12 protein-coding genes and 1 pseudogene are annotated in these 15811 nt (G+C 62.7%); 6 read left to right on the top strand and 7 right to left on the bottom strand.

The window, feature by feature from the left end; genetic code table 11:
* Positions 1-67: 67 nt before the first annotated feature.
* The 4 genes and pseudogenes from K5Q19_RS18035 to K5Q19_RS18020 form a co-directional block, all read left to right on the top strand.
* Positions 68-1411, top strand: a pseudogene (locus K5Q19_RS18035) (conjugal transfer protein TraN); the annotation flags it as partial.
* Positions 1412-1421: 10 nt separating this feature from the next.
* A complete protein-coding gene (gene traF / locus K5Q19_RS18030) occupies positions 1422-2237 on the top strand; it encodes a conjugal transfer protein TraF (RefSeq protein WP_066213993.1) in 816 nt (271 codons plus the stop codon).
* Entirely contained in the window at positions 2237-3715 is a 1479-nt protein-coding gene (locus K5Q19_RS18025) for a conjugal transfer protein TraH (RefSeq protein ID WP_202187995.1), read from the top strand. The genes traF and K5Q19_RS18025 overlap by 1 nt, the downstream gene beginning before the upstream one ends.
* A 13-nt stretch (positions 3716-3728) precedes the next feature.
* The gene (locus K5Q19_RS18020) at positions 3729-6770 is read left to right on the top strand and encodes a conjugal transfer protein TraG N-terminal domain-containing protein (protein WP_292948131.1); all 3042 of its coding nucleotides are present in this window, start codon (positions 3729-3731) and stop codon (positions 6768-6770) included.
* Positions 6771-6778: 8 nt separating this feature from the next.
* Here K5Q19_RS18020 and K5Q19_RS18015 read toward each other — a convergent pair whose 3' ends face one another.
* Positions 6779-6976: a hypothetical protein gene (locus K5Q19_RS18015; RefSeq protein ID WP_026149891.1), complete on the bottom strand. Its 198-nt coding sequence runs from the start codon at positions 6974-6976 to the stop codon at positions 6779-6781.
* Positions 6977-7269: 293 nt separating this feature from the next.
* Between K5Q19_RS18015 and K5Q19_RS18010 the strand changes: the two genes are divergently transcribed.
* Together K5Q19_RS18010 and K5Q19_RS18005 are read left to right on the top strand one after the other, a co-directional pair.
* On the top strand, positions 7270-7593 hold the full coding sequence (locus K5Q19_RS18010) for a type II toxin-antitoxin system PrlF family antitoxin (protein WP_292948127.1): 324 nt from the start codon (positions 7270-7272) through the stop codon (positions 7591-7593).
* A 26-nt stretch (positions 7594-7619) separates the two neighbouring features.
* Complete coding sequence (locus K5Q19_RS18005; protein WP_292948136.1) at positions 7620-8075, top strand: type II toxin-antitoxin system YhaV family toxin; 456 nt, start codon at positions 7620-7622, stop codon at positions 8073-8075.
* A gap of 385 nt (positions 8076-8460) precedes the next feature.
* On the opposite strand, the gene K5Q19_RS18000 is transcribed toward K5Q19_RS18005, so the two are convergent.
* The 6 genes from K5Q19_RS18000 to K5Q19_RS17975 form a co-directional block, all read right to left on the bottom strand.
* Positions 8461-9438, bottom strand: coding sequence for a sigma factor-like helix-turn-helix DNA-binding protein (locus tag K5Q19_RS18000; RefSeq protein ID WP_292948125.1), 978 nt, complete (start codon positions 9436-9438; stop codon positions 8461-8463).
* Positions 9439-9501: 63 nt separating this feature from the next.
* The gene (locus K5Q19_RS17995; protein WP_292948123.1) at positions 9502-9876 is read right to left on the bottom strand and encodes a hypothetical protein; all 375 of its coding nucleotides are present in this window, start codon (positions 9874-9876) and stop codon (positions 9502-9504) included.
* Positions 9877-9892: 16 nt separating this feature from the next.
* Positions 9893-10096: a hypothetical protein gene (locus K5Q19_RS17990; protein ID WP_292948121.1), complete on the bottom strand. Its 204-nt coding sequence runs from the start codon at positions 10094-10096 to the stop codon at positions 9893-9895.
* Positions 10086-10373, bottom strand: a complete 288-nt coding sequence (locus tag K5Q19_RS17985) for a hypothetical protein (RefSeq protein ID WP_292948119.1) — start codon at positions 10371-10373, stop codon at positions 10086-10088. The genes K5Q19_RS17990 and K5Q19_RS17985 overlap by 11 nt, the downstream gene beginning before the upstream one ends.
* Entirely contained in the window at positions 10370-13414 is a 3045-nt protein-coding gene (mobF, locus tag K5Q19_RS17980; RefSeq protein ID WP_292948117.1) for a MobF family relaxase, read from the bottom strand. The genes K5Q19_RS17985 and mobF overlap by 4 nt, the downstream gene beginning before the upstream one ends.
* A 3-nt stretch (positions 13415-13417) precedes the next feature.
* On the bottom strand, positions 13418-15769 hold the full coding sequence (locus K5Q19_RS17975; RefSeq protein ID WP_292948115.1) for a type IV secretion system DNA-binding domain-containing protein: 2352 nt from the start codon (positions 15767-15769) through the stop codon (positions 13418-13420).
* Positions 15770-15811: the final 42 nt, after the last annotated feature.

The following is a 15811-nucleotide window of genomic DNA, read 5'->3' as shown; positions in this document are numbered from 1 at the left end:
CTCCATGTAGCGTTCTCCGTGAGGTTTGACGGAACAACGGCATAGCCGATCCGGCCTGCATAGGATCTATTACGACTGCGACAGCCCGGTCAGCGATCCGGGCGCCTACCTCATGGGCACGCTGCCTAAACCGCCGCCTGCGGGCGCATTTCAGGTCGTGAGCAATGTCTATCGCTGCAACCGCGAGGGGATCGCTGCTGCCCTGACCTTCGATCCCATCACCGGCACGCCGCTGCAATACCTGACTGGCCTCCAGCAATGCGGGTCGATTGGCTCGAATGCCAGTTGCACGGCCACCAGCGCCACCGCAGCTGGCCTAGCTGAGCGCTCACTTTGCAAGACCTGGGACTTCATAGGGGATCCTTTCGGCGGCGGCTCGCTCTATTGCCTTGAGCCCGCCGTGCCCGAGGAAGTCTACGTCTGCACCGCAAATGTTGCGGGGATGACGGCGGAAAGCTCGATCTCGAAATGGTTCGTCGAGACCTGGACTGACAACGCCTGCGCCATCGACCTTGGCTCGTGCACCTATGCCAGCGAGCAATGCACTGCGGTAAACGAGACGCGGGTCATCAGCGGCGTGGCAGTCACCCGGCCCTGCTGGGAAATGACCAAGACCTACCAATGCCAGACCGTGGTCGGCGGCGGTAACGATTGCGGGACGCTCGAGGCCACGGCAGGCTGCTCGCAAACCCGCGAAATCTGCCTCGACGATCCGCCGCGCAGCGATGGTGCCTGCGACGTGATCGAGCGCGTCTACACCTGTCCGATCCCGGGAACGGTCCAGGAGCCCGCACAGTATATCTGCGGCGGCGACGTCTACTGCGTGAACGGCGAATGCGAGGCCGTGGAGCGCGAGGCCTCCGACGAATTCAAGGATGCCGTCGTTGCCCTGAACGCGCTCGGCCAGGCCAATGCCGAGTTCGATGAAGCCGCGCTCACCCTGTTTCGCGGCACGCGCGAAAGCTGCTCGCACAAGGTCTTCGGACTTTCGAACTGCTGCTCGGGCAAGGGCGTACCGCTGCTGACGCCGTGGCTGTGCGATGCTGCCGAGAAGCTGCTCGACGAGAAGGACGACGCCGGGCTTTGCCACAAGGTCGGCACCTATTGCTCATCGAGTTTCCTTGGCATCTGCGTCACCAAGAAGGACGTCTACTGCTGCTTCCAGTCGAAGATCAGCCGCATCCTCCAGGAGCAGGGCCGCCCGCAGATCGGCAAGCCCTGGGGCAAGCCCAAGACCGAGACCTGCGAAGGCTTCTCGATCTTCGAGTTCCAGCAGCTCGATCTTGCCGCGATGGATTTTTCCGAGGTCTACGCCGACTTCATGGAGGCCGCGAAACTCCCCGACGAAGCCGCCGCCCTTGTCCAGATCCAGCAGAAAATCGCGGACTATTACGCCGCGCACAAGCCGTGAGGAGATCTCCATGAGTAGAGGTACGTTCGCCGCGCTGGCGGCTTTGCTGGCGGCGCCTGTCGCACCCCTTATCCCTGCAGCCATTGCCGCGGATGGCGACGGCGTCGAAGTCGAAAGGCAAGAGGACGCGCTTTACTGCAAAGAGCGCAGGCTCGGCACCTGGTTCTACTGCGAAAAGCCGAAGGAGACGCCGCGGACCACTGCCGTACCGCAAGCGTCCGCGCGGGATCGTTTGGCCGCGATCAGCTCCAGTCTCGAGGAGCTGAAAGCGCGCGCGATCCTCGAGCCGAGCCCCGAGAACGTCACTGCCTATGTCCGCTTCCAGCGCGAGCAGCTCGATCGTTCCTCGATGTTCGCCGACGTCTGGCAGCGCGCACTGTGGCAGGATCCAGGGCTCGACTACACATTGCAGCGCCCGGTCTCGACGCTCGGCAAGCGCGCCTGGATTGACCAGCGCAAGGGCGACCGCGACCTGGTCATGGCCCAGCTCTCGCAGCGCTACGGGGTGTTCTACTTCTACGCCTCGAGCTGCGGGGCCTGCGACATCTTCTCGCCGATCCTCAAAGCCGTCAGCGACAAATACGGGCTCTCGGTGCTCGCCGTCTCGATGGACGGCGGACCTTCGGCGGTCTTCCCCGGCTACATGGTCGATAGCGGCCAATACGAGCGCCTTGGCATGGGCACCGACCGGCAAGTGCCCGCGCTCGTCCTGTTCGACAGCGTGACCAAGCAGCCCATGCCGATTGGCTACGGCATCCTCAGCCAGGACGAGATCATGGACCGGGTGTTCCAGCTGACCCAGGTTGCCGCCGGGAGTGACTACTGATGAGCAAATCCCGTTCCTTCCGCCGCAGCGCAATGAAGCTTCGGACCCGGTTTGCCGGCGTCTCGGCGCGGGTGCTCGGGACACTGCTAGCTGGCGCGATCGTGCTCGCCTCGCCGGCCCCGGCACTCGCCGGGGTCGAGGGCGAGATGCAGAACTTCATGTCCGAGATGGGCGTGCAGGGGAACGTCACGGGCCCCAGCGCCTACCAGGGCCAGTCAGCGGGCTATTATTCGGGCGGGGCGGTCTGGTCGCGGTTTCCGCAAAAGAACATCCAGCCCTTCAACATCCAGTTGCCGCATGCACGCGCCGGCTGCGGCGGCATCGACCTGTTCGCCGGCTCGTTCTCGTTCATCAACACCGCCGAACTTGTGGCCATGCTCAAGGCCACCGCCAACAACGCGCTCGGCTTCGCCTTCAAGCTCGCCATCGACACGATCTCACCCGAGATCGGCAAGGTCATGGATGAGCTCGCCCAGAAGGTGCAGCAGATGAACCAGATGAACATTTCGAGCTGCGAGACCGCGCAGGCGCTGGTGGGTGGGCTATGGCCAACTTCCGACACCGCCTCCTCGGTGATCTGCGAAGCGATCGCCAACAGCCAGGGCGCGGTCGCCGACTGGGCCAAGGCGCGCCAGCAATGCAATAACGGCGGCCAGCGCGAGGCCCTGAAGGGCGCCAATTCCGACCCAGACATGCGCGAACAGGCGGGCATGCCCAACAACTATACCTGGGAGGCTTTGGGCAAGAAATACGGCGGGTTCGATGCCCAGTTCCGCGAGTTCCTGATGACGCTGGTCGGCACGGTGATCTACGACCCCAATGGTACTGGCGGCAAACCGCGCGTCCAGTTCATCGGCCCGGCCGATAGCGCGCTAATCAGTGCCATGCTCGATGGCACGTCATCGACGCCGCACAAGGTCTGGAGCTGCGGCTCGGATACCACCAAGTGCATGGGCCCCAGCGAGATCGACATGGTGATCGGGCCCAACGCGGCGATCAAGACTAAGGTGCGCGCGCTCATCGAGTCCATGGCCCTCAAGGTGCGCGACCCCGGAGCCTCGCTGACGACGGGCGAGGTCCAGCTGCTCGGTATGGCGAGTGTGCCGGTCTACAAGATCATCACCGTGAGCGCGGCCGCCGAATTCGGGATCTCTGCCCAGGAGATCAACGACCTTTCCGAAATCGTCGCGGTCGATCTGGTCACCACCATGACCATGCGGTTCATCGACATGGCAATCAATTCGAGGTCCGACTTCAACGGGGCGGACGCAGACTCTTTACGCGAATGGCGCGAGGGTCTTTACGAAACCCGGCGCAACTTTCTCGGGATCGCGGCGCGAACCTCAGACCGCTTCGACCAGACCTTCGCGCTGATCCAGCGCACGCAAATGCTGGAGAAGACCCTGCGCACGCAATTGAGCCCGCAGATGTCGGCGGCGCTGCGCTTCTCGCGCACCTTGAACCAACAGGTCCAGTAAGGGGCGCTGGCGCATGCTCGAGGTTTTCACGGTCGGCGGCGGCGACTATCTCGTCAATACCTTCAACGCCATCGCCGCCTGGACCGGTTCGGGCGGGTTCAAGTCGCTGATCCGGGTCGTCATGGTGATGGGGTTGATCTACGCGCTCCTCATCACCGCGATGGACCTCGATTGGCGCGCCTGGTTCCGCTGGTTCATCCAGTCGACGCTGATCTACCTCGTGCTCATGGTGCCGACGGTCACGATAAAGGTCACCGACCGCATCAATCCGGGCCTCGCGCCCGCAACTGTCGCTAATGTGCCGATCGGGCTCGGCGTCATGGCATCGTTCACCAGCCAGGTGAGCGACTATTTCACCCGCACTGCCGAAACGGTCTTCGTCATGCCGGCGGCCTTGAACTATTCCAATGGCGGCTTCGTCTACGGCGCGCGGATGTGGGACAAGGTGCGCGGCTTCGAGATCCGCAATCCCGTGTTCAAGGCCAACCTCGACGGCTACCTCAAGCAGTGCGCTTATTACGACATCCTGCTCGGCACCAAGAGCTTGAAGCTGCTCAGCGAGTCGACCGATCTCTGGGCCGATCTTGGGGTGGGTGCCGCCACCAATCGCGGCATGAAGTATCTGACCGATACCGGGGGCGGGACGGTCGATATCGAGGGCAAGACCTGCGCCGAGGCTTGGGGCCTGATCGATGCGCAGTGGGATACCGAGATCAATGCCTATGCGCTGCCTTTCGCGCATTCGATGTACCCCAAGCTCACCCAGGCCGCCGCCGGGGCCAAACTCGCCGCCGATGTGCCGGTGGTCTCGCAGCTACTCACCGGCAGCGCCATGACCCGGAACCAGTTCTTCAAGCAGAAGAGCATGGTCGATGCCTTCGAAGCCGCCCAGCTCGACTTCGGCAATGCCGACAGCGATTCCTTCGCGCTCCAGCGTGCCGACGCCCAGACCCGCAATGCGATGACGACTGCGGCCGAGCAGGGGCTGATCTGGATCCCGGTGCTGAACGTGGTGCTGACGGTGGTGTTCTACGCGCTGTTTCCGATCGTTTTCCCGCTGCTGCTGTTTCCGCGCAGCGGCATCGCGACGCTCAAGGGCTATTTTGCCGGGTTCTTCTACCTTGCCGCCTGGGGACCGATCTACGTCCTCATTCACATGTTCATCATGGACCGCCTTGCTGCGCAGACCAATGCGGCCGCTGCGGGCGGGGTGAGCCTCGTGAACTGGGCCGGGATCGATGCCGTCAATCAGGACGTCGCCACCATGGCGGGGTTCCTGATGATGTCGGTGCCGGTGCTTGCGCTCATGGTGATGCGTGGCACGATGTCGGTCGCATCCAACATGGGCTCGATGCTCGCCCCCGCGCAGGGATCGGCCGACGCGGCTGCGCTCGAACGAACCACTGGCAACTATGCCTTCGGTGATGTCAGCCATGGCAATCTCAATGCGAACAACCGCCAGATGACGCAGTGGAACCAGGCGCCCAACCTCATGGCCGGGGCCGCCCATTCAGGATTCCGGGGCGATGATGGCCGCATGTACCATCAGTACGGCGAGGGCCACACGGTGATCGACAGCAGCGGCGCCATCTCGCAGCTGCCGTTCAAGGCGTCGATGACGCGCGGCTACGCCAGCGATCTCAGGAACCAGGGCCAGTGGTACATGAACGAGGCCGAGCGCATAGAGAACGGCACCTCGGCGACTTGGAGTAGTTCGCGCGGGACTTTCGGCAGTGCGGTCGCCGCCAGCAGTGAAGTAACCGGTTCGCGCAGCGAGCGCGGGTCGCGTTCTTCAGACACGCATAATGTCGGCGGCAATGTCCTGGTCGAGGGCTCGTCGGGCAAGTCAACGCGCGAAGTGACGAATGACGATCTGATCCTGCGGCAGGGCAACAGTCGTTCCAGTGGGAACTTTTCGGCGAGGACCTTCGGCACCAGTGCGTCGCTTACGGGCACAGGCACAATCGGAACGCCGCTTGAAGGTGCCATCGGGAGTGGTGTGTCTGCCTCGATGTCAGCTGCACTGTCGGGCCGAAAGGAGACCGGAGACAATGCGAGCGCAAACACCGAGCGCTCCGCCACCAACCAGGTCACGCGCGGGACGGACAAGTCCGAGGATGTGGGCAGCCGGGTCGTCGTCAGTGGCAGCAGCGGCGATGTGCAATCGTCGGGCACATTCAGCCAGAACTCGAACTATACTGACGCCAGCCAGTCCCGGACAACGACCGATGGCACCGACTGGCGCGTTGCCGAGGCCGAGGAGAGGCGCGCGGCTGCGGCGCGCTACCGCGAGATTGGCGGCAGGATGATGTCCGAAGCCAGCTACGCGGAGAGTCATGGATTCCAGGTGTCGAGCGACATGTCGAACCTGATCCAGGATCGCTACGAGGCCCTGCAAGGTGAACATCCTGAATGGCATCTTCCCGATATCTCGAACCCGCGCCTCGACTACCGCGATCTCGCAAGGCGCGATCAGGCCATCAGCTACATCATGGATGACCTGATGAGTGATCTGCGCAATCGGCGTATCGACGAACTGGCGGACGTAGCCGATATTGCTGGCAAGGGTGCGCTTGGCAGCAATGCCGAGCTAGGCATGCCAGGCAGTGTTGCACTGCCACCTTCTGGCAGCTCGTCGGCTCTCGTAACTTCCCCCTTGGAAGGAGGAACGCTTCTGAAGGCTCCCGACGGACCGGTCGATGGAGCGAGACTAGCGCGCGAACTCGGACTTGGTGTGAAGAATGGCGCACGGCTCAGTCGCATGGATGGCGATCTCGTTCCAGCAATGGGAGTGGTAGCTGAGGAAGCAACGGCGCTCGGCCTGCCTAGGCCCATTGTCACGTCGGGCAATGACAGTACCCAGCATGTGGCTGGGTCCGCGCACTATGCGAACCGTGCGCTGGACTTTCGTGGGAACAACATTTCGGACGAGCAGGGCGAGCAATGGGCAGAGCGCGTGCAGCAACGCCTCGGCTCATCATATGCTGTGGACTTTGAGCGGTTCCCCGACAATCCGGCTCGGGACCATCTGCATGTCGCGAAGCGCTCAAGCTGAGAGTAAATCTAGCCGAAGACATTCGCCATATATGCGAGCGCTGCACCTGCTATGACCATAAAGACCGCCAGCGTCATAGTAAGGGGGCTGCGCCCAGCCTGACCTTCGCCGCGAAAAGTCGGCAGCTGTTGACCGGTAACGTGATCGAAATGCCCGGGACGCGGATAAATAGGTTGCCCATCCAGTCCGTATCGATCGTGGTCCATGGTGGGGCTCCTTGCTCTGGCAATCGATACCCTGATCGGGCCGATTTTTCAATGATGTGCCAGGAAAAAGGGTGAGCCCCCGCCGCCCATTTCGCACCCCCCGTACTCCTCGGCGCAGAGCGCCGGATCTGGTGACGGTTATAACGCGATCTCAGGCGCGTGCGGTGATTGAGTGCGCTATTCTCCGCATATATTGCGGCGATTGCCATCCCGGCGGCCTCTAGGCTGCCGAGCTCGCGACTTGACAATGTAAGAATTATTCCTTACCTTTTGACTGTCGCATGGAGAGTATCATGGCAATCGCGCTCGAGGAAATCAGCACCATCACCGCGAAGGGACAGACGACGATCCCCAAGGCGGTGCGTCAGGCACTTGGCGTCGATTACGGCGGCCGCATTGCCTTTCGCGTGAGCGATGGCGGCGTGACCGTTTGCCGTGCGGATAGCGATGAGGATCCGGCAGTCGAGAGCTTCCTGAACTTTTTGGCTGCCGATCTGAAACAGCACCCTGAGGCTGTGAAGGCGCTTTCGCCCGATCTTGCCGCCCGCATTGCTGCGCTGACCGCAAATATTCCAGTCGATCTCGATGACCCGATCGACGGTAACGTCTCGCTTTGAGCAACGACCGGGGGCTTGCTCACGTGATCACGGTCAACGGTTGGACACTTTACGCGCATCCACTGTTTCTCGCTCAGCTCGAGAAGCTGACGAGCGCCAGTGAGCGCGCCCGCGGAAAAGACCCGATTGCCTATACATCCAGCGCCGACGCCAAATTGCTTGCCGCAATACGCAAGCTGGTTTTCGAGGTGATCCCCGTCGATCCCTCACGTCCTGAGTTCCGGCAAGGCGGCACCCTGGGCCGGGAGCGCAAGCACTGGTTCCGGGCAAAGTTCGGAAATGGCCGGTTCCGGCTGTTCTTCCGCTACTCGACTGCCGCAAAGATCATCATCTTCGCCTGGGTCAACGACAGCAACACGCTGCGCACCTATGGCTCAAAGAGCGATGCCTACGCCGTTTTCAAATCCATGCTCGACAAAGGCAATCCTCCCGAAGATTGGGAGGCCCTATTGGAAGCATGCACGGAATTGGCCGCAGGCTGATCCGGGACCAACCGATATCCGACCCAAGTCCAGCTTTCAGGCGTCATTCTGCAATTCGATGTAGTCGACCTCGATCCGGTCGATATCGACGACACGACCGCGAATGCGCACCTGGCCATCCACGTTGTCAGGCACAGTGCCATCGGCAAATCCAATTCGCTAGCTGACACCTGCGTCGTCGCGCAGGATCGGCCCGCGCGGTCCACGTTCAATCGAGCCAGCAAAGGAACTGGCAGGGCGTTTGCGTGTCTGGTTCATCAGTTAGACGCTTTGATAATTGTGACATTCGAGAAAGAATTGAAGGACTGTGACTGCGGCAATGCCCCTAGCTTACCAGCTGAAAATTGCCCAGTAGCCTCTGGGCCATACTGGTGCAGCACGGCTCTCATGCACTCCTTCCCTGCTTCCATATCCCGACAAGGCATCGGGGGCCGATGAGCAGAATGGCTGCCGAAAAGACCAGAATGATCGTCGGCGTCGGGCTTCTGAACCGATCGGGCGTTTCGGCAATCATGCCACGAAAGAACTGCTGGGAAGGACCCAACACGCCAACAACGGCCAGGACTATAAGCACGCCAAATATCCGCGTCAGCCACGGCTGACTCATCGGCGAGCAGGGCCAATCGCGGGAGTTCTCTATCTCAAAGATCACAAGGGCATTGATCATGAGGCCGACATACGCCGCGATGAAATGAAGCAGGAGTGCAGAACCGCCACCTGCCACCTTCGCCAGATTGAAGGCCAGGGTAGAATCGAAAGCGAGCGCTATCAGGTAGCAGCCGGCAAGCCAGAACAGCATCCATTCCGAAAACCGCGAATTGCGGCGGGGCCGTACATCGGGTGCGATCTCGCGTTTACGGGCGAGAGGGCTTGCGCGCCGCTGTGCCGTGGGTCTCGCTTCGAAATCGGATGAGGAACGTTCGGGAGCACGCTGTCGGCTAGGAACGCAAGGAGTTCGCGAACGTCTCTTTGCAGTTTGCTCGAGGGCCGGACTGTGCGGAAAGGGAGGTACTGTATACTGCGGCTGCGCCTTGGCCATCCTCGCAGGGTCGAACCTTTTTGCATGCCAGCGGAGCTTACGCAGCGATTTCAGGTGAATTTGCCGGGCATGCTCAACGGTCGTGCCGAGTTCATTACCGATTTCCCGATAGGTATGCTCCCCAATACCGCCGATGCCATAGCGCAGCCGAATCAGCCGCTCTTCGCGGGGCTTCAAGCACAGTAACGCTGCGGCAAGAAACTCCCTGTCGGCCAGACAATCGAGCGCGCGATCGTCGCTACTGCCCACATCATCATCGTTGAGCTCGACCCGATCGGACGGTTCGAGCATGTAGACGTATCGCTTCACGACCCACTTCTCCATGTGGCCTCTGTGCATCCAGTTCGGCGCGGCCCGGTGGGAGGCGGCCCGGACCGCGCCTTCTGGTCAGACGGAGGCCTGCCGGTCGATGCAGTGAATGCAGTCGGCCGCAGACGCTTCGCTGGCAGAATGGAGATGACGGACAGCGCCCTTGTCGGGACAATCGGCACAATCCGGCTGCTCGGCAGCAGGGGAGGGCCGCTTCATTGCCTTGATCCGCGCCTTGATCGCCTCGACTGCATCTCGCATATTCACGGCTGCTTTCGCACTGGCTTCGGCGGTCAGGGCATCGGCGACGCGCTGCAGCTCCTGCCTACGGACCGCAGTGACTGCGGCGGCAGACTCAATCACACTCTCGCCAAGGCCGACTGCCGGCTCGGCAGCGAGCGAAGGCTGGGCACCTGCGGCAAGAAGCGCGAACAACAGGTATTTCAGTTTCATGGGTGGTCTCCTGGTTTCAGAAAAAGCCGGTCCGGCGGCCGTATGAGAGGTCGCTGGTTGCAGAGTCCCCGAGCGCCGACCGGCGCACGCTCAGGGTAACGCCCCGACTGCCGCGACTGCGGTAGTGGAGGTCGCGGACATCGAGGTTGTTTCGTTCCGCCCAGTCCTGAGCGTCCCTCTCATTGGCGAATTCGCCGATTTCCTGATGGTCATAGGACATCCGTCTGGTCCTCTTCTGGATTGGCAGGGCCGGGCGCATTTGCTGGGACAGGGTTCGAAGCGGCGATTTCGGCCAGTCCGTCCGGTGATGACGGGCAGAGCGCGACGAATGCAGCGGCGAGCGCGACCGCGACCATCGCCCAGACCGCAACCGCCTGAACATCGGACCCGGGCGCAGCGAAGGCGAGCACCGCAAGCCAGATGAGCGTGGCCTGACAGCCATCGAACAGCCGGGTGGCGCGCTCCTTGGTGAAGGCGGGGATGGTCCGGCGCCTCACAGGTCGAGTCCCAGCGACTTTTCGGGAACGGGAAGCTGCCGCCCCGGCGCCTCTGGCACCGGACCCAGCACCACATCGAGCTTGGCCCTGAGCTCCGGGCTCATGCGCAATTCGGGAACCTGGCGGGTTTCGATGGGATTGGTGTATCCGGCATCGACTTCGACCTTGCCGGTTACCTCAAGCGCGGAAGTCTTGTTGCCCGGTGTGCGGTCGAGCTGGAACTTGAGGGCCCCGAGATCATCGGTGACAACATGCATGTCATCGGTGGCGCGGGTATTGAGGACATTCTGCGTCCGCTGGGTCGCAAGGTTGCGCTGGGAAGACGAGATCACCTCGATTGCATGTGCCTTGGTCATGCCCTGCGCCATGTGGGCATTGAGCGCGTAGCCAAGATCGAGACGGCGCAGCATGGGGTCACCCACGGGCAGGGTAAGCTGCCGCTTGTCGGCAAGTTCGACCGTGACCGCGTCAGGCTTTGCCTCGATCACCCGCGCGTAAGTCGACTTGGCAATGTCGCGGCCGGCATCCTTGTCACGCCAGAACACCGTGTCGCCGTCATGGATCCGGATGGACTTCTGGTCATAGAGTCCGAGCCGGTCGAACTTGTGGTCTGGGTCGATCCGGTCGGGATCGAAACTCAGGCGTTTGCCGCTCTTCTCGAGCGTGACCTTGCCGTCCTTGCGAATGTCGATAATGGCATATTCACCGCGCGAGAGGCCAATCTCGCGCACATCCATCCGCGCCTCGAGGACCTGGCCGCGCCGGTAGGTTGAGGCAAAGCGCAGTTCCTCGCGGCTGACATTGGCGCTCTGGAGCGTTGTAAGCGCGATGCCTTCGCCCCCCAGCGCGCCTTCCTGGAGAAGCCCTTGCTGTACGAGGCTATTGATCTGGGTCCGGTCGTCGCGCCCGGCGGTGAAAATTGCCGTCGCCTCGCGCTTCTCCGGACTCAGCGACAGCCAGAGCTCGGCGGCCCGCGCTACGTGGTGCTGACCCGCCTCGATCACCCGGCCGTGCGCCGCCAGAAGATCAAGCGCGAGGCTGGCATGGCCTTCGTTCGAGAGCCCCGCAACCGCCAGCAGGAGCGGCGAATTCCTCTGACGGATGTTCTCGTCCATCCGCACGGTCGCCTGGCCAGCGGCCTGCGAGACCGCGAACATCTTGCCTTGCTCGATCGCCGACAATTGCTGGCGGTCGCCCATGAACGGCGCCTTGGCGACATCAAGTTGCTCGGCAATTGCGGTGAGCCGCAGCATGTCGCGCGAAGAGACCATCGAGGACTCGTCGGTGATGATGACGGTATTGCGCAGCGCTGCTTTGGAGGCTTCGAAGCGCTCGCCAGATCCCTGGGCTGCCGCCGAACCATGCATGTTGATGAAACCGGCGATGGTCCAGGCCTCGATCCCGGCTTCCTTCATCTGCTCGACCGACATCGTCCCCGAAGCACCGCCGCGCAGATCGGCGACCATCTTGTTCTGAAAGGCGAGGCCGATCAGCTTGACGCCTTCTGCGCCAAGCACCTTGTCCAGCGCTCCAAGCAGGGTCGATTTGCCGGCGCCCGCAACGCCCTGGATGTTGAGGAACCGGTCGGTGCCCGAAAGGATCGCAACGCCGGCGGCTAGCTGACCTTCGTTCAACTGCCAGCTATCGACGCCGGCCCGCTCGAGCCCGAGTTCGCGAGCGGCCTCCTGAAGCCGGGCCATGGCGAGGTCAAGTGCCATGAAAGCGCGGCCCTGACCGGCACCGGCATCCAGGCGGACCAATATCTGCTGTTCTCGCGCCAGCGCCTCAGGCGTCGTCACCAAGTCGTAGTGACCGTCGGCGCGTTCAGACTTGCCAGGAATGAGGCGGCCGTCCCGGACAAGTTCACCGATCCGCGTGACCACGGCCTCACCCTCGAGGCCCTTGATCTGAAATCCGAGTGCGCTCTCCAGGATGGCATGGGGTGAAAATGCTGCTTCCCGCTCGGAAAGGTGCCGGATAGCGGACGCGGTCGCGTGCTGGGCCTTGATGGTTTCAGCGGGGAGGAAGAGTGCGGCCGTCCCGCTGACAGCCAGCGCGCTCGGTGGACGCATGGCCGCACTGATCCGCTCCGCGATCTCGGCGAAGGCCTGAGAGGCAGTTTCCCGGAGCGATGGCCTGGCCTGGTGCTGTACCCGCGCCATGGCCTCGGCGACGAGCGGCTTGCCGTCGAAGCCCAGTTCGGCGGCGCGGGTCTTCCAGCCCTCGACCAGCGCGGTGCGATCTTCGACCACAAGTTTGGGATCGCGGGTATAGAGCGTGATCTGCTTCTTGGTCGCCAGAGTGGTGGCACCGGTTTCGGCGATCTTGGCCTCGATCTCGGCAGCGCGGGTTGAAAACGCCTTGATGACCTCGCCCGGCACGCCCTTGATTTCGAAAGCGCCGTGCTTGCCGGCGGCCTCGGTCTCGTAGCCGAGCTTCTGCAACTGGGCACGGAAGGCTGCATGGTAGAACTGGCCGATCGTCGTATTGTTCTTCCAGATCTCACCGTTCCACAGTGCCTTCCAGTTGCCCTTGAGATCGCGGGTGAGGTTGGCGACCACGGCATGGATATGGCCTTGCGGATCGAGCGCGCGGCTCGTGTCATGGGCAAAGAGAGCATAGACGAGATTGCCGGTCCGCTCGGGCTCGCCATTGCGGCTGCGTTCGTAATTGCGGGCCTCGGCGAACTGCTTTTCGACAAGCTGCGCCATGGTCGAACGCACCGCGGCCAGGTGCGCATCCAGAATCCGCCGGTCGCCCGAGACCAGGGCCAGGATCGAGGCAGACTTGGGCATCGAAAAGGTAAGATCGAGGCCTAGGCGGCGCCCCTCGACCTGCCCGACTTTATCGCCATCTGGCAGGTGTCCGTTCAAGATCGCCTCGAACGCATCCCTCTCGACCGGACCCGCCAGTCCCAGATCGCGCGCACCCTCGCCAGCCCAGACCCCGGCTTCCGCATTCTCTTCAGCCGTGTAGTAGTTGTCGTTTGCGAAATAGTCGGCGGCGCCGCTCGAAGACCGCACTGCTGCAATGGAGTGCATGGGCTACATCTCCATTCCATCATCCGGGCCGTCAGCGAGGCCGGGACCTTGCACCTCGGGGCCATTAGGGCCGCCTGCGGAGCGTTCAATCCTGCTCTCCGGTTCGAGCGCTTCGCCAAGCTCGCGCGCGGTCTGACTGGCGCGCTGTCCAGCAGTCTTGGCCTGTGCGCTTGGCTCAGGCTTGGTTGTACTTTCGGCGTCGCGGGTTTGCGCCTGCACATCGATTGGCGAACCGCCGGGACGGAATATCATCGTGTTGCCGAGACTGCCTGCGGCGAGCGGGCTGTCGCCTGGCATGGATCCGGCAGGAGGTGCCGCAACATCCGCCTGCGGCGCAGGCGTTGGCGGCCTCGGCATATCCTCATCGCGGTCGAGTTCGACTTTGGGCTCGAGCTCGTCCTTGGTCTCTCGGCCACCACCTTCTTCGTCTGCATCGTCGTCGCTGGCGGGCTTCGCGAACTCGATTGGCTCGACATTCTCGCGCAGGATGTAGCCTTCGGCGACCGCCGGGTAGTCCTTGTAGGTGAGCTTGATCCGCGCGGCATCGAAGCCCTCGGGGAATACCAGGAACCCGCGCAGCGAGGGCAGCTTCATGATGTCATCGGGGAGCACCAGAGGCTGGACTTCCGAGCGGGGGGTAATTGTCGCCGCATCGCGGATGTTGGAATAGCCGTAGCTGTAGGCCTCATCCATCATGCGCACCTCGCGGTGGCCGATGTAGTCCGAACAATGCTCGGCTGTGTCGCGATCGGCGGCGGCCAGAATGAGCTTGGTGCGCGCCAGCGAAGAGAGGTTCTGCGCGCCTTCCTTGCCGTAGGTCTCCGACAATTTGGCGAAGGAATGGATGCCGAGAACGAAGGCTCCCCCGAATCCCCGTGCGGTCTGCAAGCCGTCCTCGATTGCAGGCAGGCGGTGCAGCGCATGGACCTCGTCGAAGAAGAACCAGGTGCGCAACGAGCGCGTGCGCGGCAGGCGCATCAGCGTGTGCACTGCCAGGTTCATCCAGAGCGAGAGCAGGGCGCGGTTGAGGACGAGTTCGTTGTGCGAGGAGGTGATGAACAGGATGCTGCCCGGCTTGTCATCGTTGCGGATCCACGTTTGAATCGAAAAGGGCTCCTTGCCCTCAGGCAGGAAGCGCAGCGCCTGGGCATTGGTGTTGAACACGGCCCGGATCGACTCTGCCATCTTGGCCGCTTCGGGCGCAGTCAGGGGATCGGCGACGGTGTTTTCGAGCATCTTGTGGACCTCCTTGAGGTCCGCCATCATCAGCCGGCTGGCGAGCGCCTGGTTGGTCGCCTGGCCATCCTTGATGAGCTTGATGCAGGTCTCGACAAACAGCGTGCGCGCAGCGAGCATCCAGAACGGCTCGGCCCCGCCGCCATCGGCCGGAAGCAGGGCAGCGGCGATACCGGTAAAATCGGCATGGTTCTTCGCCTCGCCGAACACCGACCAGGATGGGCAACGCTCATCCATCGGGTTGAGGATCACGTCGGTCTGGGGATTGTAGAACGCCTCGACGTAGGCACCGGTGAGGTCGAAGACGACGGCGCGATCGCGGCGCATACGCATCTGGGCAATCAGCGCGCGCATCTGGGTGGTCTTGCCGGTCCCGGTCGAGCCAATCATCATCGTGTGCGACTGTTCGGTACGCCAGGGGAAGGCGACCCCGGCGAGCGAATAGGCGTGGTGAATGCCGGCCGCTTTGCGCGGGGCAAGTGGCATCGCCATGACCTCGTCGAAGCTCATGTCGGGAAGCCGCTCGGCGATTTCCTGTTCGAGCGCAGCCCGGTTGTGGGCATTGATGACGCCTGCCAGCTCTGCGCCGTCGACCAGCATTGCACCGCGCTGGTGACGTTCTTCGAGGATCGACTTGCCGCGCCGCTTCGAGAAGTCGACGAACCAGATGGCGAGCGGTACGGCGAGGAACAGCGAGATGAACAGCGAGCCCCAGACCGCGCGCATCATCCGGTTCCAGGCGATGGCAACATCGGGGTGTGAGGCGACCATCGAAATCGGCGCCTGGATCACTTCGCCAGAGGGCAGGGTGAGGTTGATGACCTTGCCGGGATTGAACTCCATGAACCCCCATCCGGCGGCGTAAATCCGCATGAGAATCATCTGCACTTCTTGGCTCTGGAGACGCAGCGCGAGCGCGACCGAGAGCACGAGGAGGAAGGTGAAAAACCAAACCATGAAAGGCAGGCGCGCGGAGGCAAACCACATCAGGAATTCATGGGTGATCAGCTGCGAACCGCGGGTGAAATCACCGGCATTGCGCGGCATGGTCCCGCGCGCCGAATGGTGCTGCAGCTTGCCCGGCCGAGCGCGGTCGGACCAGGTGTCAGGCCCCGCCATGGAAGGCCTCCATGCGCCGCTCGGCTTCGGTCAGAAGTTCGG

Origin of the sequence: Novosphingobium sp., assembly GCF_019748365.1 — a bacterium.
GTDB lineage: Bacteria > Pseudomonadota > Alphaproteobacteria > Sphingomonadales > Sphingomonadaceae > Novosphingobium.
The sequence above is the reverse complement of the archived record's forward strand: the minus strand, read 5'-3'. Positions and strand labels throughout refer to the sequence as shown.

Bases quoted from the DNA above. Each gene is read 5' to 3' on its own strand.
- K5Q19_RS18025 (WP_202187995.1), top strand. From the start codon at position 2,237: ATGAGCAAATCCCGTTCCTTCCGCCGCAGCGCAATGAAGCTTCGGACC.
- K5Q19_RS17995 (WP_292948123.1), bottom strand. From the start codon at position 9,876: ATGAAACTGAAATACCTGTTGTTCGCGCTTCTTGCCGCAGGTGCCCAG.
- K5Q19_RS18010 (WP_292948127.1), top strand. From the start codon at position 7,270: ATGGCAATCGCGCTCGAGGAAATCAGCACCATCACCGCGAAGGGACAG.
- K5Q19_RS17990 (WP_292948121.1), bottom strand. From the start codon at position 10,096: ATGTCCTATGACCATCAGGAAATCGGCGAATTCGCCAATGAGAGGGAC.
- K5Q19_RS17975 (WP_292948115.1), bottom strand. From the start codon at position 15,769: ATGGCGGGGCCTGACACCTGGTCCGACCGCGCTCGGCCGGGCAAGCTG.
- traF (WP_066213993.1), top strand. From the start codon at position 1,422: ATGAGTAGAGGTACGTTCGCCGCGCTGGCGGCTTTGCTGGCGGCGCCT.
- mobF (WP_292948117.1), bottom strand. From the start codon at position 13,414: ATGCACTCCATTGCAGCAGTGCGGTCTTCGAGCGGCGCCGCCGACTAT.
- K5Q19_RS18015 (WP_026149891.1), bottom strand. From the start codon at position 6,976: ATGGACCACGATCGATACGGACTGGATGGGCAACCTATTTATCCGCGT.
- K5Q19_RS18000 (WP_292948125.1), bottom strand. From the start codon at position 9,438: ATGGAGAAGTGGGTCGTGAAGCGATACGTCTACATGCTCGAACCGTCC.
- K5Q19_RS18020 (WP_292948131.1), top strand. From the start codon at position 3,729: ATGCTCGAGGTTTTCACGGTCGGCGGCGGCGACTATCTCGTCAATACC.